We start from the raw sequence: 15,658 nt of genomic DNA on the forward strand, positions 1-15,658 counted from the left end.
CGACGCACGTGCCGGCCCGGGAAGCGGCGCGCGTGGCACCATCCGTGCTCTGTGATCACCCGGTTACGGTGTGGGCATGACCGTACCCCCCACCACCCGGCGGGTCGGCCTGCCGGCGTTGCTGCCCTACCTGCGGGCGCACCGAGGCACGCTGCTCGTCGTCGCCCTGCTCTCGCTGACCAGCGCCGGTGCCGCCCTGGTCCAGCCGCTGCTCACCCGCGAGGTCCTCGACGCGATCGGTGCCGCGCGCCCGGTGACCCTGCTGGTCGGGCTGCTCGTCGGCCTCCTCGTGGTCGGCGCGGCGCTCGACGGAGTCCGCGACTACCTGCTCCAACGCACCGCCGAGGGAGTGGTGCTGGGCACCCGCCGCCGACTCGCCGGGCACCTGCTCCGGCTGCCGATCGCCGAGTACGACCAGCGCCGTACCGGTGACCTGCTCTCCCGGGTCGGTGCCGACACCACCCTGCTGCGGGCGGTGGTCACCTCGGGGCTCTTCGAGACGGTCACCGGTTTCGTGATGGTGCTCGGCGCCGGTACCGCGATGGTCCTGCTCGACCCGGTGCTCTTCGGAGTCACCCTGGCCGGCGTGGCGGCCGGCCTGAGTATCGCGATGATCTTCGCGCGTCGGGTCCGTGGCCTCTCCGAACAGGCCCAGGCGCGGGTGGGCGAGATGACCTCGGCGGTCGAGCGGGCGATCTCCGCCGCACGGACCATCCGGGCCAGCCGGGCCGAGGAGCGGGAGACCGCCGGGGTCGGTACGGCCGCCGGTCAGGCGTACGACGCCGGCCTGCGGGTGGCCCGGTTGCAGGCGCTGATCGGGCCGATCAGCACGACCGCGGTGCAGGGCGCGTTCCTGGTGGTGCTGGGGGTGGGCGGGGCCCGGGTGGCGACGGGCGCGATCACCATCGGAGACCTGGTCGCCTTTGTCATGTTCCTGTTCTTCCTGGTGCTACCACTGGGGCAGGCGTTGAACGCGTACACCCAGCTACAGACCGGACTCGGCGCGCTCCAGCGAATCGAGGAAATGCTCGACCTGCCGGTCGAGGGCGCGGAGGACCGTCCGGTGCGAGCGTCCGGCGTCCCGCCAGCCCGGCCCGCCCGGCCCCCGGTGGTGGCGGCGGTCGAGTTCGACCGGGTCAGCTTCGGCTACCCGAACGCCTGTCCGGTGCTGCACGAGGTGAGCTTCACCGTCCCGTACGGCACCCGGACCGCTCTGGTCGGTCCCTCGGGCGCCGGCAAGTCGACCCTGCTCGCGCTGGTCGAGCGGTTCTACGAGCCGACCGGCGGGAGGCTGCGGGTCGGCGGGGTCGACCTGCGGGAGCTGCCCCGGGACCGGCTGCGGGCGCAGCTCGGCTACGTCGAGCAGGAGGCCCCGGTACTGGCCGGGACACTGCGCGAGAACCTGCTGCTGACCGCGCCGCAGGCGACCGAGGAGCAGTTGTTCGCGGTACTCGCCGAGGTCGACCTGACCCGGCTGGTCCGACGCACCCCGCTGGGGCTCGACGCCCAGGTCGGCGAGGGCGGCGTGCTCCTGTCCGGCGGTGAGCGCCAGCGCCTGGCGATCGCCCGTACGCTGCTGGCCAACCCGCCGATCCTGCTGCTCGACGAACCGACCAGCAACCTCGACGCGCGCAGCGAGGCGGCGCTGCGCCGGGCGATCGACACCGTGGCGGCCGACCGTACGCTGCTGATCGTCGCGCACCGGTTGGCGACCGTGGTCGACGCCGACCAGATAGTGGTCCTCGACGGCGGCCGGGTGGTCGCCGTCGGCCCCCACGCGGAACTCACCCAGAGCAGTCCGCTCTACCGGGAACTCGCCGCCCACCAACTCCTCGTCGGCTGACCGCGCACCGTCCCGGCTCAGCCCGAACCAGCCTGCGTCACCGCTCTGACCTGGGCTTCCGGGACCGGAAATACTACCCCGGCCTGCCGGGCCGCACAGTTGCCCCGGAGTCGGCTACCGTTGCCGCTCATGGGTGTGTCGCAACGGTTGAAGAGCAGATTCCGGCGTTTCTTGCAGCGGCCGGGCAGCACGGTGGATCTGGCGCCGCTGGAGAAGCTGTTGCCCGCGATCGAGGCCCGCGAGGAGGAACTGGCAGCCCTCGACGACGCCGAGCTGACCGAGGCGGCCGGTCGGGCCGAGGACTTCGTGGAGATCTGCGCCGTTGGCCGGGAGGCCGCCCGGCGTGGGATCGACCAGCGGCCGTACGACGTCCAGCTACTCGGCGCGATGTCACTGCTCGCCGGCAAGGTCGCCGAGATGGCGACCGGTGAGGGCAAGACCCTGACCGCCACCATCGCCGCGTACGGGCACGTCCGCCGGGGCAACGGGCCGGTGCACGTGTTGACCGTCAACGACTACCTGGCCCGCCGGGACGCCGAGTGGATGGAGCCGATCTACAAGCTGCTCGGCCTGACCGTCGGCTGGGTGACCGAGGCGTCCACCGCCGAGGAGCGGCGCACGGCGTACGCCTGCGACGTCACCTATGTGTCGGTCAGCGAGGCCGGTTTCGACTACCTGCGCGACCAGTTGGTGACCGACATCGCCGACCGGGTGCAGCCGACGCTCACCACCGCGATCGTCGACGAGGCCGACTCGATCCTGATCGACGAGGCCCGGGTGCCGATGGTGCTGGCCGGCGCGGTGCCGGGCGAGCAGGACCCGGTGAACACCGCCGCCGGACTGGTCCGTGGGCTGCGGGCGGGGGAGGACTACGAGGTCGCCGACGACGGCCGCAGCGTGGCCTTCACCAATACCGGGCTGGCCGTGATCGAGGCGAAGCTGGAGGGGGTCAACCTCTACGCCGACGAGAACATGGAGCAGCTCTCCGCGGTCAACGTGGCGTTGCACGCGCACGCCCTCCTGCACCGCGACGTGGACTACATCGTCCGCAACGGTGCGGTGGAGCTGATCGACGAGATGCGGGGCCGGGTCGCCCAGCGTCGCCGCTGGCCGGACGGGCTGCAGGCGGCGGTCGAGGCCAAGGAGGGCCTGACCGCCACCGCCGAGGGCGAGGTGCTCGGGACGATCACCGTGCAGGCGTACGTGGCGCTGTACCCGACCGTCTGCGGCATGACCGCCACCGCCGTGCTCGTCGGTGACCAGCTCCGGGAGTTCTTCTCGCTTGAGGTCGCGGTGATCCCGTCGAACACCCCGTGTGTCCGGGTGGACGAGCCGGACCGCATCTACGCGACTCGGGCCGAGAAGGAGGAGGCCCTGGTCACGGAGATCAAGAAGAGTCACGAGACGGGCCGCCCGGTGCTGGTCGGCACGCTCGACGTCAAGGAGTCCGAGGGGCTCGCCAAGGCGCTGCTCGCCGCCGACGTGCCCTGTCTGGTGCTGAACGCGAAGAACGACGCCGAAGAGGCGGCGATCATCGCCGAGGCGGGTGCGTACGGCGCGGTGACCGTGTCGACCCAGATGGCGGGTCGGGGCGTGGACATCCGGCTCGGTGGCAGCGACCAGTCCGACCGGGACCGGGTCGCCGAACTCGGTGGCCTGTACGTGATCGGCAGCGGCCGGCACGACAGCCGGCGGGTCGACGACCAGTTGCGCGGCCGTGCCGGTCGGCAGGGTGACCCCGGGCGTTCGGAGTTCTTCGTCAGCCTTGAGGACGAACTGGTCCTGCGGCACGCCTCGGACGCGATCCCGCCTTCGCCGAAGATGAACGCCGACGGCCTGGTGCAGGACGAACAGGTCGACTTCGCGGTCGAGCATGCCCAGCGGGTCGCCGAAGGCGTCAACCACGAGATCCACCGCAACACCTGGCGGTACAGCGTGGTGATCGAACAGCAGCGCAAGGCGCTCGCCGAGCGCCGGGAACGCCTGCTGACCAGCGACGTCGCCGCCGAGATGCTGAAGAAGCGGTTCCCTGAGCAGACCGAGGAGATCGACTCCGAGGTGCTCTCCCGGGCCGCCCGGTCGATCGCGCTCTACCACCTCGACCGGCTCTGGGCCGAGCACCTGGCCGAACTCTCCGAGGTCCGTGAGGGGGTGCACCTGCGTGCGCTGGGCCGGCTCGACCCGCTCGACGAGTTCCACCGGTCGGCAGTGCCCGCCTTCACCGCCCTCGTCCCGGAGATCGAGGCCCGCACGGTGGCCACCTTCGAGGAGGCGGAGATCGGTGACGACTGGCAGCCGGACGAGGCGGAGCTGGTGCGCCCGAGCGCGACCTGGACCTACCTGGTCCACGACAACCCGTTCGGTTCGGAGCTGGACCGCCTGATCGCGGCAGTCGGACGTCGACTCACCGCCGCCGCGCGCTGAACCCTGGCCGTCCCTGTGGATCTCCAAGAAGATCCACAGGGACGGCGCTGACCGGGACCCCGCACACCGCTGCTCGGTGGGTGGGGTCCCGGCCGTTTCCGGTTTGATCGTCATCCGGCCCGGGTAGTAGGGCGGGTCGAATCAGGCTGGGAAAGGGCGAGAGATGACCGAGGCGAGCGAACGAGCGGAGCGTGCCCTCCGGCGCGCGGTGGTGGCCTGGGCCGCGGCCCGGTGAGCCTGGAGATCCGGGCGGCGCACCCCACCGAGACCCTGGGCGTGCTGGAGACCGCCGCCCTGTTGCGCGAACTGACCGCCGGGCTCATCGCGAGCAGCGACTTCGACGACGCCCTGGAACGACTCGTCCGGACCAGCCAACGGGCCATTCCGGGCGTGACCTGGTGCGGCGTCACCGTACTGCGTGCCGGTGCACCGGCGGCGGTGGTCGCCTCCGCTCCGGCGGCCGGCGCGCTCGACGACACCCGGCACGGCCCGGACGGTCCGGCGATGACCGCGATCAGGGCCCGGGACCTGGTGCACGTCTCCGACCTGCGTACCGAGTCGCGCTGGCCGGCCTGGACCCGACGGGCGCGACGGCTCGGCGTACGCGAGGTGATCTCCGCGCCGGTCGACGTCGACGACCACGTGCTCGGCGCGATCAACCTGTACTCCCGGGAGCCGGGTGGGCTCACCGAACACCGGCAGGTGACCGCGATGCTGCTGGCCGAACATGCCGGGCTGCTGCTCGCCTCCGTACGGGACCGGGTCAGGCAGCACGCTCTCGTCGGGGAGTTGGACCGGCACCTGCTCGATGGTGAGCTGGTCGGCCAGGCGATCGCCGTGATCATGACCGAGCGCGGCTGTTCCGCGCCGGAGGCGTTGCAGGTGCTCCGGCGTACCTCGGCGGCCCTGTCGATTCCGCTGCGGGAGGTGGCCGACCGGCTGGCCCGGTCGGCGGCCCGGCGTCCGGCGCGTCCGGCCCGGCTCGCCGGGTGATTCTCGCTGATCGTGCGGGAACGGGGCACGCGGCGTGTCCGGATGATGGTTCGGCAGGCTACGGTGCGGGTAGGGCCTGACGGTAGTCGATGAACCAGCCGGGGAGGGCGTCGTCATGGAGAGCCGTCTGCGCGTGCACGGGCACCCGATCCAGCCGATGCTGGTGACCTTCCCGTTCGGACTCTTCGTCAGTGTCGTGGTGTTCGACCTGACCGACCTCGCCGGTGGGCCGGAGTTCCTCGGCGAGGTCGGATACTGGACGGTGGTGGCGGCGCTGGTGGCCGCAGCCCTCGCCGCCGGGGCAGGCATGATCGACCTGTGGGACGTGCCAGACGGCCGGACCCGGCGTACGGCGGTGACCTTCAACCTGGTCAACACCGCGATGGCGGTGCTGTTCGTCTTCGTCTGCCTGGTCCGCTCCGGTACGCCGGACCGGGGCGTCACCGCGGTCCTGCTCGCGGTGGAGTTGTTGGCCCTGTCGGTCGGCGCTCTCGGAGTCTGGATCGGCGGAACCCTGGTGCGGCGGTTCGACCCGCCCCGGGGCGAGCCGGGCACCCTGGACGTGCTCCGTCCCGGTTTCGAGTCGGTCGGGGAGCCGCTCGGTCAGCTCCGCCGTGGCTGACCTCCGGCGGCCCCCTGCCGGCGCCGGCGGGTCAGTGCGCGGTGGCGGCCCGGTGCGCGGCCAGTACGTCGTCACCGAAGTCGCTGTACGGGCGGCGCAGCACCGTGTGCGCGTGGTTGCCGTCGTCGCTCGTGTTGTCGTACTCGATCAGCAGGTCGTCGCCCTGGATCCGGTAGTAGTGCCGCTGGCCGGGCCGGGTCGGCCCCTGCCAGGCGAAGTGCAGCTCGCCGCCGCCGATCCGGGCCGCCTCCGCGGCGGCCAGCTCCGCCGGCAACCGGTCGAGATAGAGGGCGACGAGCTGGTCGAGCGTGGCCCGGGCGGTCGGCCCCAGCCCGGACGCGTTCATCCCGAGCGGTTCGATCCGCGCGTCGGCGACCGGTGAGGTTCCGCTGTGGATGTCGTCGGGCGCCTCGTCCGAGATGATCGCCGCACGGCGGCCGGTCGGGCCGACCGCCTCCAGCAGCGCCCGCCCGAGATCCTCCTCCGGGGCCAGCGGCCGGCTGATCGTCCGGCCGGCGTAGCCGACCCGGGCGGGGTTCGCGCCGAGGAAGACCGGGGTGGGAAAGACCTGGTCGTCGCGGATGGTCATGGTGACCGAGAGGTGGTGTCCCTCGAACCGCCAGGACCACTGGTCGTCCCGACCCGGGTCGCCGAAGACGGTCACCCAGTAGTCGTCACTGTGCCGACCCCGGCGCCATCCCTCCTGCCGGTCGAGCACCTCCTCCAGCGCGACGATCGTCATCGCCTGGGCGTACGCGTGTGGACTCAGTGCGGTTGCCAGCAGCCGGTGCGCGGCCTTGCGCGCGGCCCGGTCGAGGTCAGCGACGCAGGCCCCGGGACGGGGTCGGGGTCGGTACTCGATCCACCGCCGGTCCGCCTCGGCGGTGAAGGGGAGGGCGGCGAGTTCGCGCGCCGGGCCGGGTAGCGCCGCGATCAGGGTCGCGGCGGCGTCCCGCATCTGGCGGCGTACGGAGTCATCCACCCGCCCTGTATACCTGGTCGCTCGCCTCCACCTCGGCCTGGGTGCCGGCCGCGTCGCTGACACCGTCGTACGCGAAAACCACCACCGTGGCGCCCTGCTGTTGCTGCTCCTGGTCGGTACGCAGGTAGCGCTGGACCAGACCGTCGATCTCCAGTTCGACGCTGGAGGCGTCTTCGGCGGCGAACAGAGTGCCGTCCCGGGGCCCTCCGACGAGCAGGGCGTCTGGTGTCTGCGGCGTCGTCATGGCCGGCCGGCTACCCGCCCTGGTGCCCGGTAAACCCGTGCGGGCTACGCCGGCAGCAGTCCGCGCATCCGCTGGATCTCGATGTTCTGTTCGGAGGCCACCGCCGTGGCGATCTCCTCGACGATGATGTCGACGCCGACCTTGAGCAGGGCGATGGACATGTCGATCGCGCCCTGGTGGTGGTTGGTCATCATCTCGATGAAGAGCCGGTCGAACTCGACCCCCCGGGCGGCGGTGAGCCGGGCGATTGCCTCGGGGCTCTGCATGCCGGCCATCGTGCCGTGGTCGTGGCCGCGCCGCTTGTCCTCGTCCGGGTCGAGTCCGTGGGACTCAAGCCAGCCGCGCATGCGCAGGATCTCCGGTCCCTGGGTGTCCTTGATCCGCCCGGCCAGCACCTTGAGTCGGGGATCGCTGGCCCGGTCGGGCACAAGTTCGGTCATCAGCAGGGCCTGGCTGTGGTGGGGGATCATCATCCGGATGTACTCCGCGTCCATCGTGTTGTAACGCGGTAGGTTCGGTGCGACCTGCTCACCGGGGGGTGCGACCGAGGCGGACTCGCCGGGGCGGCCGGGCATGATCACCGGTGCCTCCTGACCGTTACCGTCGCCTGGGCCGGAGGGACTGGGTTTGCCGCTGGGACCGGCCGTCGCGGCACCGTTCCGTGTGGACGGAGAGTCGTCGGAGGTGAGCCGGATGGCGGCGATACCGCCGATTACCAGCAGCGCCACGAGGGCGACGAGGACGTACCGCCGTCGGCTTGTTCCGGTCATCTGGCTGCTCCTCGTCGAAGATCGTGTTGGATCATAGCCAGGTGGCGTACAAGTTCCTCGATGTGATATCTATCACATCGATGTATTGATGGGTTAGGTAAGGTCTGCAGGATCGATAACCCCTTTCGAAGGGTGCCGCCAGATGTTCAACCACTCTCTGCCAGGGCCGCGGCAACTCCGGATCGTCGGGCTTGCCGCGAGCGCCCTGCTCGTGCTCGGCGTTGCCACCGCTCCGCCCAGCAGTGCGGCCGAGCCGGCCGCAGCACCGGCCACCGTGGACACCATCCCCGGTGTCGACCAGATCTCAAGCAGTCCGAACCTGCGCCAGATCGCCAATGTACCGAAGGTGGGTCCGTTCAACACCGAGGCCGCCCTCAACAGCGACCTCGCCTTCTCGGGAAACTACGCCTTCGCCGGGAACTACGACGGGTTCGTCGTCTTCGACATCAAGAACCCGCGTGCGCCGAAGGTCGTCTCCCAGGTGCTCTGCACCGGCGCCCAGAACGACATCACCGTCTACGGTGACCTGTTGTTCCTGTCGACCGACTCGTCCCGTAGCGACGACTCGTGCGCCAGCACGTCCCAGTCCGCGGCCAACCCGGCCTCCTGGGAGGGCATCAAGATCTTCGACATCAAGAACAAGAAGAACCCCCGTTACATCAAGTCCGTCGAGACCAAGTGCGGGTCGCACACCCACACCCTGGTCCCGAGCAAGGACAAGAAGACGGTCTACCTGTACGTCTCCTCGTACAGCCCGAACGCCTCCTTCCCGGACTGCCAGCCGCCGCACGACCTCATCTCCATCGTCAAGGTCCCGGTGAAGAAGCCGACCGACGCCGCCGTGGTGGCGACGCCGGTGCTCTTCCCGGAGGGCGGTAACCCGGGCGGCAACGGCAGCTCGACCACGACCGGCTGCCACGACATCACCGTCTTCGCGGAGAAGGACCTCGCCGCGGGCGCCTGCATGGGTGACGGTGTGCTGTTCGACATCAAGAACCGGGAAGCGCCGCGGGTGATCAGCTCGGTCCGTGACACCACCAACTTCTCGTTCTGGCACTCCGCCACCTTCAACAACGAGGGCACCAAGGTCGTCTTCACCGACGAACTCGGTGGCGGCGGCGCGCCGACCTGCAACCCGACGATCGGTGCCACCCGTGGTGCCGACGGTGTCTACGACATCACGGGCCGCGGCGACCGTCGCGCGCTGGTCTTCCGTAGCTACTTCAAGATTCCGCGGACCAACACGGACTTCGAGAACTGCGTGTCGCACAACGGCTCGCTGATCCCGGTCCTGGGCCGCGACATCATGGTGCAGGCCTGGTACCAGGGCGGCATCTCGGTCTGGGACTTCACCAACTCGGCCCAGCCCAAGGAGATCGCTTACTGGGAGCGGGGTCCGCTCTCGGACACCCGTGCCGTCACGGGTGGCTCGTGGTCCGCGTACTACTACAACGGCTACATCTACTCCAACGACATCCAGAAGGGTCTGGACGTCCTGGACCTGAACGACTGGCGTACCTGGACTGCGAAGCTGCACTCGTACAAGGAGTTCAACCCGCAGACCCAGCCGGAGTACTGGTCCTGGTGAGGTGAGGAGGGGCTCCCCGTCACCATCTCCGATGGTCGGAGGCGCCCCTCCTGACACGTGAGTCTGGTCGCACCGTCGGGCCCGATCGCCGAAACGGAGATCGGGCCCGACGCCTGTCCGGGCGACGATCAAGCCCTGGCCGCCCGCCTCGGTTCAGGCGGTGCAGGTGACCGTCGGCGCCGGATTCGTGCCGTTCCAGTTGGCGATGAAGCCGAACGTGGCAGTCGCGCCCGGGGCCAGGTTGCCGTTCCAACCGACGTTGCGCGCGGAGACGTTCGTGCCGCTCTGGCTCACCACGGCGTTCCACGACTGGCTGATCTGCTGGCCGGCGCCGAAGGACCAGTGGGCGGCCCAACCGGCGAACGTACCGGTGCTTCCGTTGCGAACCGTCACCTCGGCCTGGAAGCCGCCCTGCCACTGCCCGATCACCCGGTACGTCGCGGTGCAGCCCCCGATCGGCGGTGCGGTGGTGGGCGTACGGGTCGGCGTCGGGCTCACGGTCGGGGATCGGGTGGGTGTCGGACCGGCGGTGGGGCTGGTCGTCGGCGTGATTCCGTTCAGCGCGGCGGTCAGCGCCGGGTACCAGCGATCGGACATCTTCTGGTCGCCCGAGGTGTTCGGGTGCACCCCGTCGTAGGTGTCGCTGCCGGTGCTGAACCCGGTCCACTGGTCGACCAGCACGACCGGTGACTGTGCGGTGCTCTTCGAGCTGACCCAGCTCGCCATGGCGTTGTTCAGGGCGACCACCCGTTGGCCGCACTCGGTGCAGGTGCTCGGTGCCATGGGGATGATCTGCGCGACCAGCACCTTCGTCACCGGGTTGCTGGCCCGCATCTGGTCGACCAGCTTTCCGTACGCGGTGAGGATGGTCGCCGGTGCCACGTTGCTCCAGACGTCGTTGGTGCCGAAGTGCATCAGCACGATGTCCGGTCGGGTGGCGGCGAGCCACCCGGGGAGCTGGTTCTGGTTCGCCACGTTCGTCACCAGAGCGCCACCGTGGCCCTCGTTGTCTCCGTCGTACGCCTGCCCGCAGCCCTGGGGGCCGAGGGTGCCGACGAAGTCGATGGTGGTGTACCCGGTGCTCTGTAGTCGGTTCCAGAGCATGGAGCGCCAGCAGCCGGGTGAACCGGTGATCGAGTCGCCGAGCGGCATGACCCGGACCGGGGCGAACGCGGTGGCCGGAGCGGACGCGGCGGGCAGGAAGGGCGTCGTGATGACGAGACCGAGCAGTATGGCCAGGGTCGCGAGCGTGGCCTGACCGAGGAGTTTGCGGAGCATGGTCGTCTCCTGTCGCGGTGCGCGGTGAGAGGTGTGACGGCCCGGTGCTCCCATCGCATTGAAGCAAGTAAATCTCGCGAGGACAACCGCGGTCCCGCCATCGTGTCGATGTAGGGGTAACGGCCTCTGTCGGCGGGGAACGGTGCGACGATCGGAGCGACGAAGGAGGCCAGGATGCAGGACGAACGATCACGACAGCAGGCGGCCGACAGTGCCGCGCGACTTCTCGGCCAACCGCTCGTGCTGCCGCTGGGCCCCGGCGAGCCCCCCTCCGGCCGGGACTTCCGTGACCTGGCGATGGCCCACACCTTCGGCGATTCCTGGACCCGGACCGCGCTCGACGACCGTAGTCGGGCGCTGGTCTCCGTGGCCATCGCCGCCACCCTGGGAACCCATGAGCCGCTGCGTGGCCAACTCAGGATCGCGCTGAACGCCGGGGTCACGAAGGACCAGATCGTCGACCTGTTCATCCATCTGGAGGCGTACGCCGGGGCTGCCCGTGCCTTCGACACCTACCAGGTCGCGGTGGCGGTCTTCGGCGAATTCGAGTAGCGGACGCTCGACTGGGACCGGGGAGCCTGACCGCTTCGCTGTCCCAGTCACTGAGACGCGTCCCAATTACCTATCAAACCTATAGGTTTTATCGTCTAGGATCTGGGGCAACGGACCAGTCGCTTCAACGAGGAATGACGATGACCATCAACTCCGCTGACCCGCTCACCATCGCCCGTCGGTACGCGGTAGACCCCGCCTCCTGGCCGGTGGCGCCCCGGTTCGACCCGGTCGAACGCTGGTACGCCCGCCTGGCTGGCAACGAGGAGCACGAGGTCTGGCTGCTGACCTGGCTCCCTGGTCAGTCGACGGACCTGCACGACCACGGCGGCTCCGCCGGTGCCTTCACCGTCGCCTCGGGCGCCCTCACCGAGGAGGTCGTGGTCGGCGGCGAGCTCCGCCCCACGATCCTGCGTACGGGCTCCGGCCGGCAGTTCGGCCCACGCCACATCCACCGGGTCAGCAACACCGGCAACGTCCCGGCGGTCAGCATCCACGTCTACCTGCCCGCGCTGTCCCGGATGACCCGCTACGAACTCGACGGTGGCAACCTCCGGGTCGCCGAAGTCGCTGAGGCGGGGGTGGCCTGGTGAAGCTGATCAACTCGCGGCACCCCTCGACGAGCTGTCCGGACACCGTGGCGCCGGCCGGATCCCGAGGGATTGACGAGATCCTCGACTCCGCCCGGCTGCGGCTGCGCCGGCTCGACCCGGAGGCGGGGCATCTGGCGTACCGGGAAGGGGCACTGCTGGTCGACATCCGGCCGGCCGCCCAGCGGGCCGCGACCGGCTCGATCCCGGGCGCCCTGGTGATCGAGCGCAACGTCCTGGAGTGGCGGTTCGACCCCCGCAGTCCGGCCCGGCTGCCGGTCGCGGAGCGTTACGACCTGCCTGTGGTGATCTTCTGCCAGGAGGGTTACACCTCCTCGCTGGCCGCAGCCGCGCTCCAGGACCTCGGTCTCTACCTCGCCACCGACATCGTGGGCGGTTTCGCCGCCTGGCGACTCGCCGGCCTACCGGCCTTCGGGCCGACCGATGTCTACGCCCACCTGACCAACGTGCCGGCGACCGCCGGGCGGACGTCCACCTGAACCTGGGCGTCACCACGCCCGGGATGGCACGGAACACCATCGCTAGGAGGCTCTCCCCATGTCGGTCATCGCGATCAGCCCGCGTGTGTACCCGTCGCCGGTCCGGTCGGGCCATGCCCGCCGCCGATCGACGCCCGGCGACACCGCGACCACCCTCACCGTCACCGTCGACATCACCCTGGACGCCGGGGACACCCTCACCCCGCAGGCGACCCGCCTACTGGAGCTGGTCCGGGAACTGGTCGAGCAGAGTGACCGGGAGACGCTCGCCGCACGGCTGTCCGAAATGCCGGCGAGGATCGGGGAGGAGCCGGTGGCCCAGCAGGCCAGCGCGACGGTCTCACTCGGAGGCGGGCCCGTCGCCGGCGGGAGCGGTGCCGGACGGAACGGGACGTTGCACGTGCTGGCCGGCTCCCGGCGGGTGCTGCGTGACGGGCAACCGATACCGCTGACCCGGCTGGAGTACGACCTGCTCGTCTTCCTGGCCGAGCACCCGCGGCGGGTCTTCACCCGGCTCCAGCTTCTCAACAGCGTCTGGGGTTACGAACACGCCGTGGCCCGGACCGTCGACGTACACGTCCGCCGGCTGCGCGCGAAGCTGGGGGAGACGTTGCCGGTGGTGACGACCGTGTACGGGGTGGGTTACCGGCTGGCCGACGAGGCGCGTATCAGCGTCGACCGCGACGCCTGACTGTCGCGACCGGTCGGCGTACTGACTGTCGCGACCGGCCCGCCGGGCTGGCCGTACGGCCGGCGGCGGCTCAGCCCAGCCACGCCGCGATCGCGGCGAGCGTGACCGCGGCGGCCAGGGTGGAGAGCACGACGGTGTCCCGGGCCAGTGCCTCGCCCCGTTGGTACCGGGTGGCGAAGACAAAGACGTTCTGCGCCGTGGGCAGGGCCGAGGTGACCACCGCGGCCAGCAGTGCCGCCCCGTCGAGGCCGAGAGCCAGGTGCCCGATCAGATAGGCCAGCGCCGGCTGTACCAGCACCTTGAGCCCGACCGCGACGTAGCGCTCGACCGCCTCCGGTCCGGCGGCGAGCGGTCGGCTGCCGTACAGCGACATGCCGAGAGCGATCAGTGCCAGCGGTACGGCGGCGGAGCCGACCAGCTCGAACGGGCGCATCACCGCGTCCGGCGGCGTGCGGCCGACGATCGAGACGGCCAGCCCGGCGGCACAACCAAGCATGATCGGGTTGCGCGCCGGCAGCAGCGCGAGTCGTCGCGGCGAGGGGCGGTGGCCGGTGGTGGTCACGTCCAGCACGGCGAGCGCGACCGGTGAGGCGAGCAGCACCTGGAACAGCAGCACCGGCGCCACAAAGGACGGATCTCCGAGGACGTACGCCGCCACCGGCAGACCGAGGTTGGCGGCGTTGACGTACGAGGCGCTGAGCGCGCCGACGGTCGCCTCGCCGGCCGGTCGCCGCCACACCCAACGGGCGAGCGTGAGGTAGACGGCCGCGACCAGCACCGTACTGAGCACGAACGCGGCCAGCGCGGGGGTGAACACCTCGGAAACCGACGACCGCGCCAGCGTGGTGAAGAGCAGCGCGGGCGCGGCGACGAAGAAGGCGAGTCGGGCGAGCACCGTCGTGCCGTCCGGCCCGAGCAGGCGGGTACGGCCGATCAGGTAACCGGCGAGCGTGACCGTCCAGATGACCGTGAAGCCGGTCAGCACTCCTCGCACTAGATCATCGTGGACTGATTCTGACGATTTCCCAAGATCTGGTACGTAGAGCGAGCGTCCAATTCCAATCTGTGCGTCAATTGTCACATTCATGCAACGTAGTGGCCCCTTGACCCTTGCCGCAGTGGCCGGAAACATCGAGCGTGCCCGCACCCCGGGCCGAGGGGATTCCCCTCCACCAGCCAAGGAGGACCATGTCGGTCAGTCCCGCCTCGTCGCGTGCCGTGTGGCACACGTCCCAGCCAGCGGGACCCGGGCGGCCACCCGACGCCGAGCGTCGCCTGCCCGCCGCCGGCACCCCCGCACTGACCCTGACACTCTCCATTCCGCTCGATGGTGACCAGGCCCTGGCCCCGTCGGCGCAGCGTCTCCTCGACGTCGCCCGTGAGCTGCTGGAACAGGGGCAGGCGACGGTCATTCACGGACCGGTGCCGGCCGACCGTCGCCCGGTCGAATCCGCATTGCTGCGCCCACCGGCCAGGCCCGATCAGGCCCCGCCCGGCCACGTCCCCGTGGGGCGGTCGCTCACCGAACCGACCGGTGTCGAGCGGGTCGGCACCGACTCGGCCACTGACGAGACGGCAGCGCCCGAACTGCGGATCCTCGCCGCCTCCCGTTCCGTGCTCCTCGACGACCAACCGCTGCCGTTGACCCGGCTGGAGTTCGACCTCCTCCTGCACCTGGTGGAACATCCACGACGGGTCTTCACCCGGCTGCAACTGCTCGCCGCGGTCTGGGGCTACGAGCACACCGGAGTCCGTACCGTCGACGTGCACGTCCGCCGACTGCGCTGCAAGGTCGGCACCGAGGTCCCGCTCGTCACCACCGTGTACGGCGTCGGCTACCGGCTCGCCGACGAGGCAGTCGTCACCATCGACCAGGACGGCTGACCCACTCGGGCAGTATGGAGCGGGTGAAGATCCGCCCGATCAGTCCCGAGTCGCTGGTCCAGGAGTTGGCCGACCGGCTGGCCGCCGAGCGCACCGGGCAGCCGCTGCGGGTGGCCCTCGACGGTGCCGGCGCCTCGGCACCGGACCGGCTTGCCGACGCCCTGGTCGACCCGCTGCGCGTACGCGGCCGTCCGGCACTGCCAATCCGGGCCACCGACTTCCTCCGACCGGCGTCGCTGCGCTACGAGTTCGGCCGGGAAAACCCGGACGCGTTCTACACCGACTGGCTCGACGAGGCGGGCCTGCGCCGGGAGGTGCTCGACGCTGCCGTCGAGACCGGCCGGGTCCTGCCGTCGCTGTGGAACACACGCACCGACCGGGCCAGCCGGGCCGAGTACGTCGACCTGCCGCCCGGGGCGGTGCTCCTGGTCAGCGGCTCCTTCCTGCTCGGCGGCGGACTCCCGTTCGATCTGACCGTCCACCTTGTCCTGTCCCCGGCAGCGCTGTCGCGGCGCACCGACCCGGCGGATGCCTGGACTCTGCCGGCGTTCACCCGGTACGCCGAGGAGGTCGCCCCGGCCACCTTCGCCGACGTGGTCGTCCGGATGGACGACCCGCGCCACCCCGCGCTGGTGGAAGCGGACGAACAGGGCTGAACCTCCCCGCGTTCCGGCTGGACCCTCCGGCCTTTGCGCCG

General features: G+C 70.5%; 16 protein-coding genes. 11 read left to right on the forward strand and 5 right to left on the reverse strand.

Going from position 1 to position 15,658, the window contains the following annotated elements; genetic code table 11:
• Nucleotides 1-76 precede the first annotated feature (76 nt).
• From ACIBF5_RS28800 to ACIBF5_RS28815, 4 genes are all read left to right on the forward strand, one after another.
• Entirely contained in the window at nt 77-1,843 is a 1,767-nt protein-coding gene (locus ACIBF5_RS28800; protein WP_396816032.1) for an ABC transporter ATP-binding protein, read from the forward strand.
• Nucleotides 1,844-1,972: 129 nt separating this feature from the next.
• On the forward strand, nt 1,973-4,267 hold the full coding sequence (secA2, locus tag ACIBF5_RS28805) for an accessory Sec system translocase SecA2 (RefSeq protein ID WP_396816033.1): 2,295 nt from the start codon (nt 1,973-1,975) through the stop codon (nt 4,265-4,267).
• A 231-nt stretch (nt 4,268-4,498) separates the two neighbouring features.
• Nucleotides 4,499-5,260 (forward strand): GAF domain-containing protein, encoded by a 762-nt coding sequence (locus ACIBF5_RS28810; RefSeq protein ID WP_396816034.1) that lies wholly within the window; start codon nt 4,499-4,501, stop codon nt 5,258-5,260.
• 115 nt (nt 5,261-5,375) lie between these two features.
• Complete coding sequence (locus tag ACIBF5_RS28815; protein ID WP_396816035.1) at nt 5,376-5,882, forward strand: DUF2231 domain-containing protein; 507 nt, start codon at nt 5,376-5,378, stop codon at nt 5,880-5,882.
• A gap of 31 nt (nt 5,883-5,913) precedes the next feature.
• Here ACIBF5_RS28815 and ACIBF5_RS28820 read toward each other — a convergent pair whose 3' ends face one another.
• The 3 genes from ACIBF5_RS28820 to ACIBF5_RS28830 are packed head-to-tail and all read right to left on the reverse strand — an operon-like array spanning nt 5,914 to nt 7,878.
• The gene (locus ACIBF5_RS28820; protein ID WP_396816036.1) at nt 5,914-6,864 is read right to left on the reverse strand and encodes a DUF3500 domain-containing protein; all 951 of its coding nucleotides are present in this window, start codon (nt 6,862-6,864) and stop codon (nt 5,914-5,916) included.
• Nucleotides 6,857-7,108, reverse strand: a complete 252-nt coding sequence (locus ACIBF5_RS28825; protein ID WP_396816037.1) for a hypothetical protein — start codon at nt 7,106-7,108, stop codon at nt 6,857-6,859. The genes ACIBF5_RS28820 and ACIBF5_RS28825 overlap by 8 nt, the downstream gene beginning before the upstream one ends.
• A 44-nt stretch (nt 7,109-7,152) precedes the next feature.
• Nucleotides 7,153-7,878: a DUF305 domain-containing protein gene (locus ACIBF5_RS28830; RefSeq protein WP_396816038.1), complete on the reverse strand. Its 726-nt coding sequence runs from the start codon at nt 7,876-7,878 to the stop codon at nt 7,153-7,155.
• 142 nt (nt 7,879-8,020) lie between these two features.
• Here ACIBF5_RS28830 and ACIBF5_RS28835 point away from each other — a divergent pair, with 142 nt between their 5' ends.
• Nucleotides 8,021-9,466, forward strand: a complete 1,446-nt coding sequence (locus tag ACIBF5_RS28835) for an LVIVD repeat-containing protein (RefSeq protein WP_396816039.1) — start codon at nt 8,021-8,023, stop codon at nt 9,464-9,466.
• Between the two features lie 153 nt (nt 9,467-9,619).
• Here the strand turns inward: ACIBF5_RS28835 and ACIBF5_RS28840 are convergent, their stop codons facing one another.
• Entirely contained in the window at nt 9,620-10,744 is a 1,125-nt protein-coding gene (locus tag ACIBF5_RS28840; RefSeq protein ID WP_396816040.1) for a cellulose binding domain-containing protein, read from the reverse strand.
• A 174-nt stretch (nt 10,745-10,918) separates the two neighbouring features.
• Between ACIBF5_RS28840 and ACIBF5_RS28845 the strand changes: the two genes are divergently transcribed.
• From ACIBF5_RS28845 to ACIBF5_RS28860, 4 genes are all read left to right on the forward strand, one after another.
• Nucleotides 10,919-11,296: a carboxymuconolactone decarboxylase family protein gene (locus ACIBF5_RS28845; protein ID WP_396816041.1), complete on the forward strand. Its 378-nt coding sequence runs from the start codon at nt 10,919-10,921 to the stop codon at nt 11,294-11,296.
• A 140-nt stretch (nt 11,297-11,436) separates the two neighbouring features.
• The gene (locus ACIBF5_RS28850; RefSeq protein WP_396816042.1) at nt 11,437-11,889 is read left to right on the forward strand and encodes a cysteine dioxygenase; all 453 of its coding nucleotides are present in this window, start codon (nt 11,437-11,439) and stop codon (nt 11,887-11,889) included.
• Complete coding sequence (locus tag ACIBF5_RS28855; protein ID WP_396816043.1) at nt 11,886-12,386, forward strand: rhodanese-like domain-containing protein; 501 nt, start codon at nt 11,886-11,888, stop codon at nt 12,384-12,386. The genes ACIBF5_RS28850 and ACIBF5_RS28855 overlap by 4 nt, the downstream gene beginning before the upstream one ends.
• A gap of 58 nt (nt 12,387-12,444) precedes the next feature.
• The gene (locus tag ACIBF5_RS28860) at nt 12,445-13,077 is read left to right on the forward strand and encodes a winged helix-turn-helix domain-containing protein (protein WP_396816044.1); all 633 of its coding nucleotides are present in this window, start codon (nt 12,445-12,447) and stop codon (nt 13,075-13,077) included.
• Nucleotides 13,078-13,147: 70 nt separating this feature from the next.
• On the opposite strand, the gene ACIBF5_RS28865 is transcribed toward ACIBF5_RS28860, so the two are convergent.
• Nucleotides 13,148-14,071 carry an AEC family transporter gene (locus ACIBF5_RS28865; protein ID WP_396816045.1) on the reverse strand — a complete coding sequence of 308 codons (924 nt, stop codon included), beginning with the start codon at nt 14,069-14,071 and terminating at the stop codon, nt 13,148-13,150.
• A gap of 194 nt (nt 14,072-14,265) precedes the next feature.
• Here ACIBF5_RS28865 and ACIBF5_RS28870 point away from each other — a divergent pair, with 194 nt between their 5' ends.
• Nucleotides 14,266-14,961: a winged helix-turn-helix domain-containing protein gene (locus tag ACIBF5_RS28870; protein ID WP_396816046.1), complete on the forward strand. Its 696-nt coding sequence runs from the start codon at nt 14,266-14,268 to the stop codon at nt 14,959-14,961.
• Between the two features lie 23 nt (nt 14,962-14,984).
• Entirely contained in the window at nt 14,985-15,617 is a 633-nt protein-coding gene (locus tag ACIBF5_RS28875) for a uridine kinase (protein ID WP_396816047.1), read from the forward strand.
• Nucleotides 15,618-15,658: the final 41 nt, after the last annotated feature.

Origin of the sequence: Micromonospora sp. NPDC050417 (assembly GCF_044458865.1) — a bacterium.
Taxonomy (GTDB): domain Bacteria; phylum Actinomycetota; class Actinomycetes; order Mycobacteriales; family Micromonosporaceae; genus Micromonospora_G.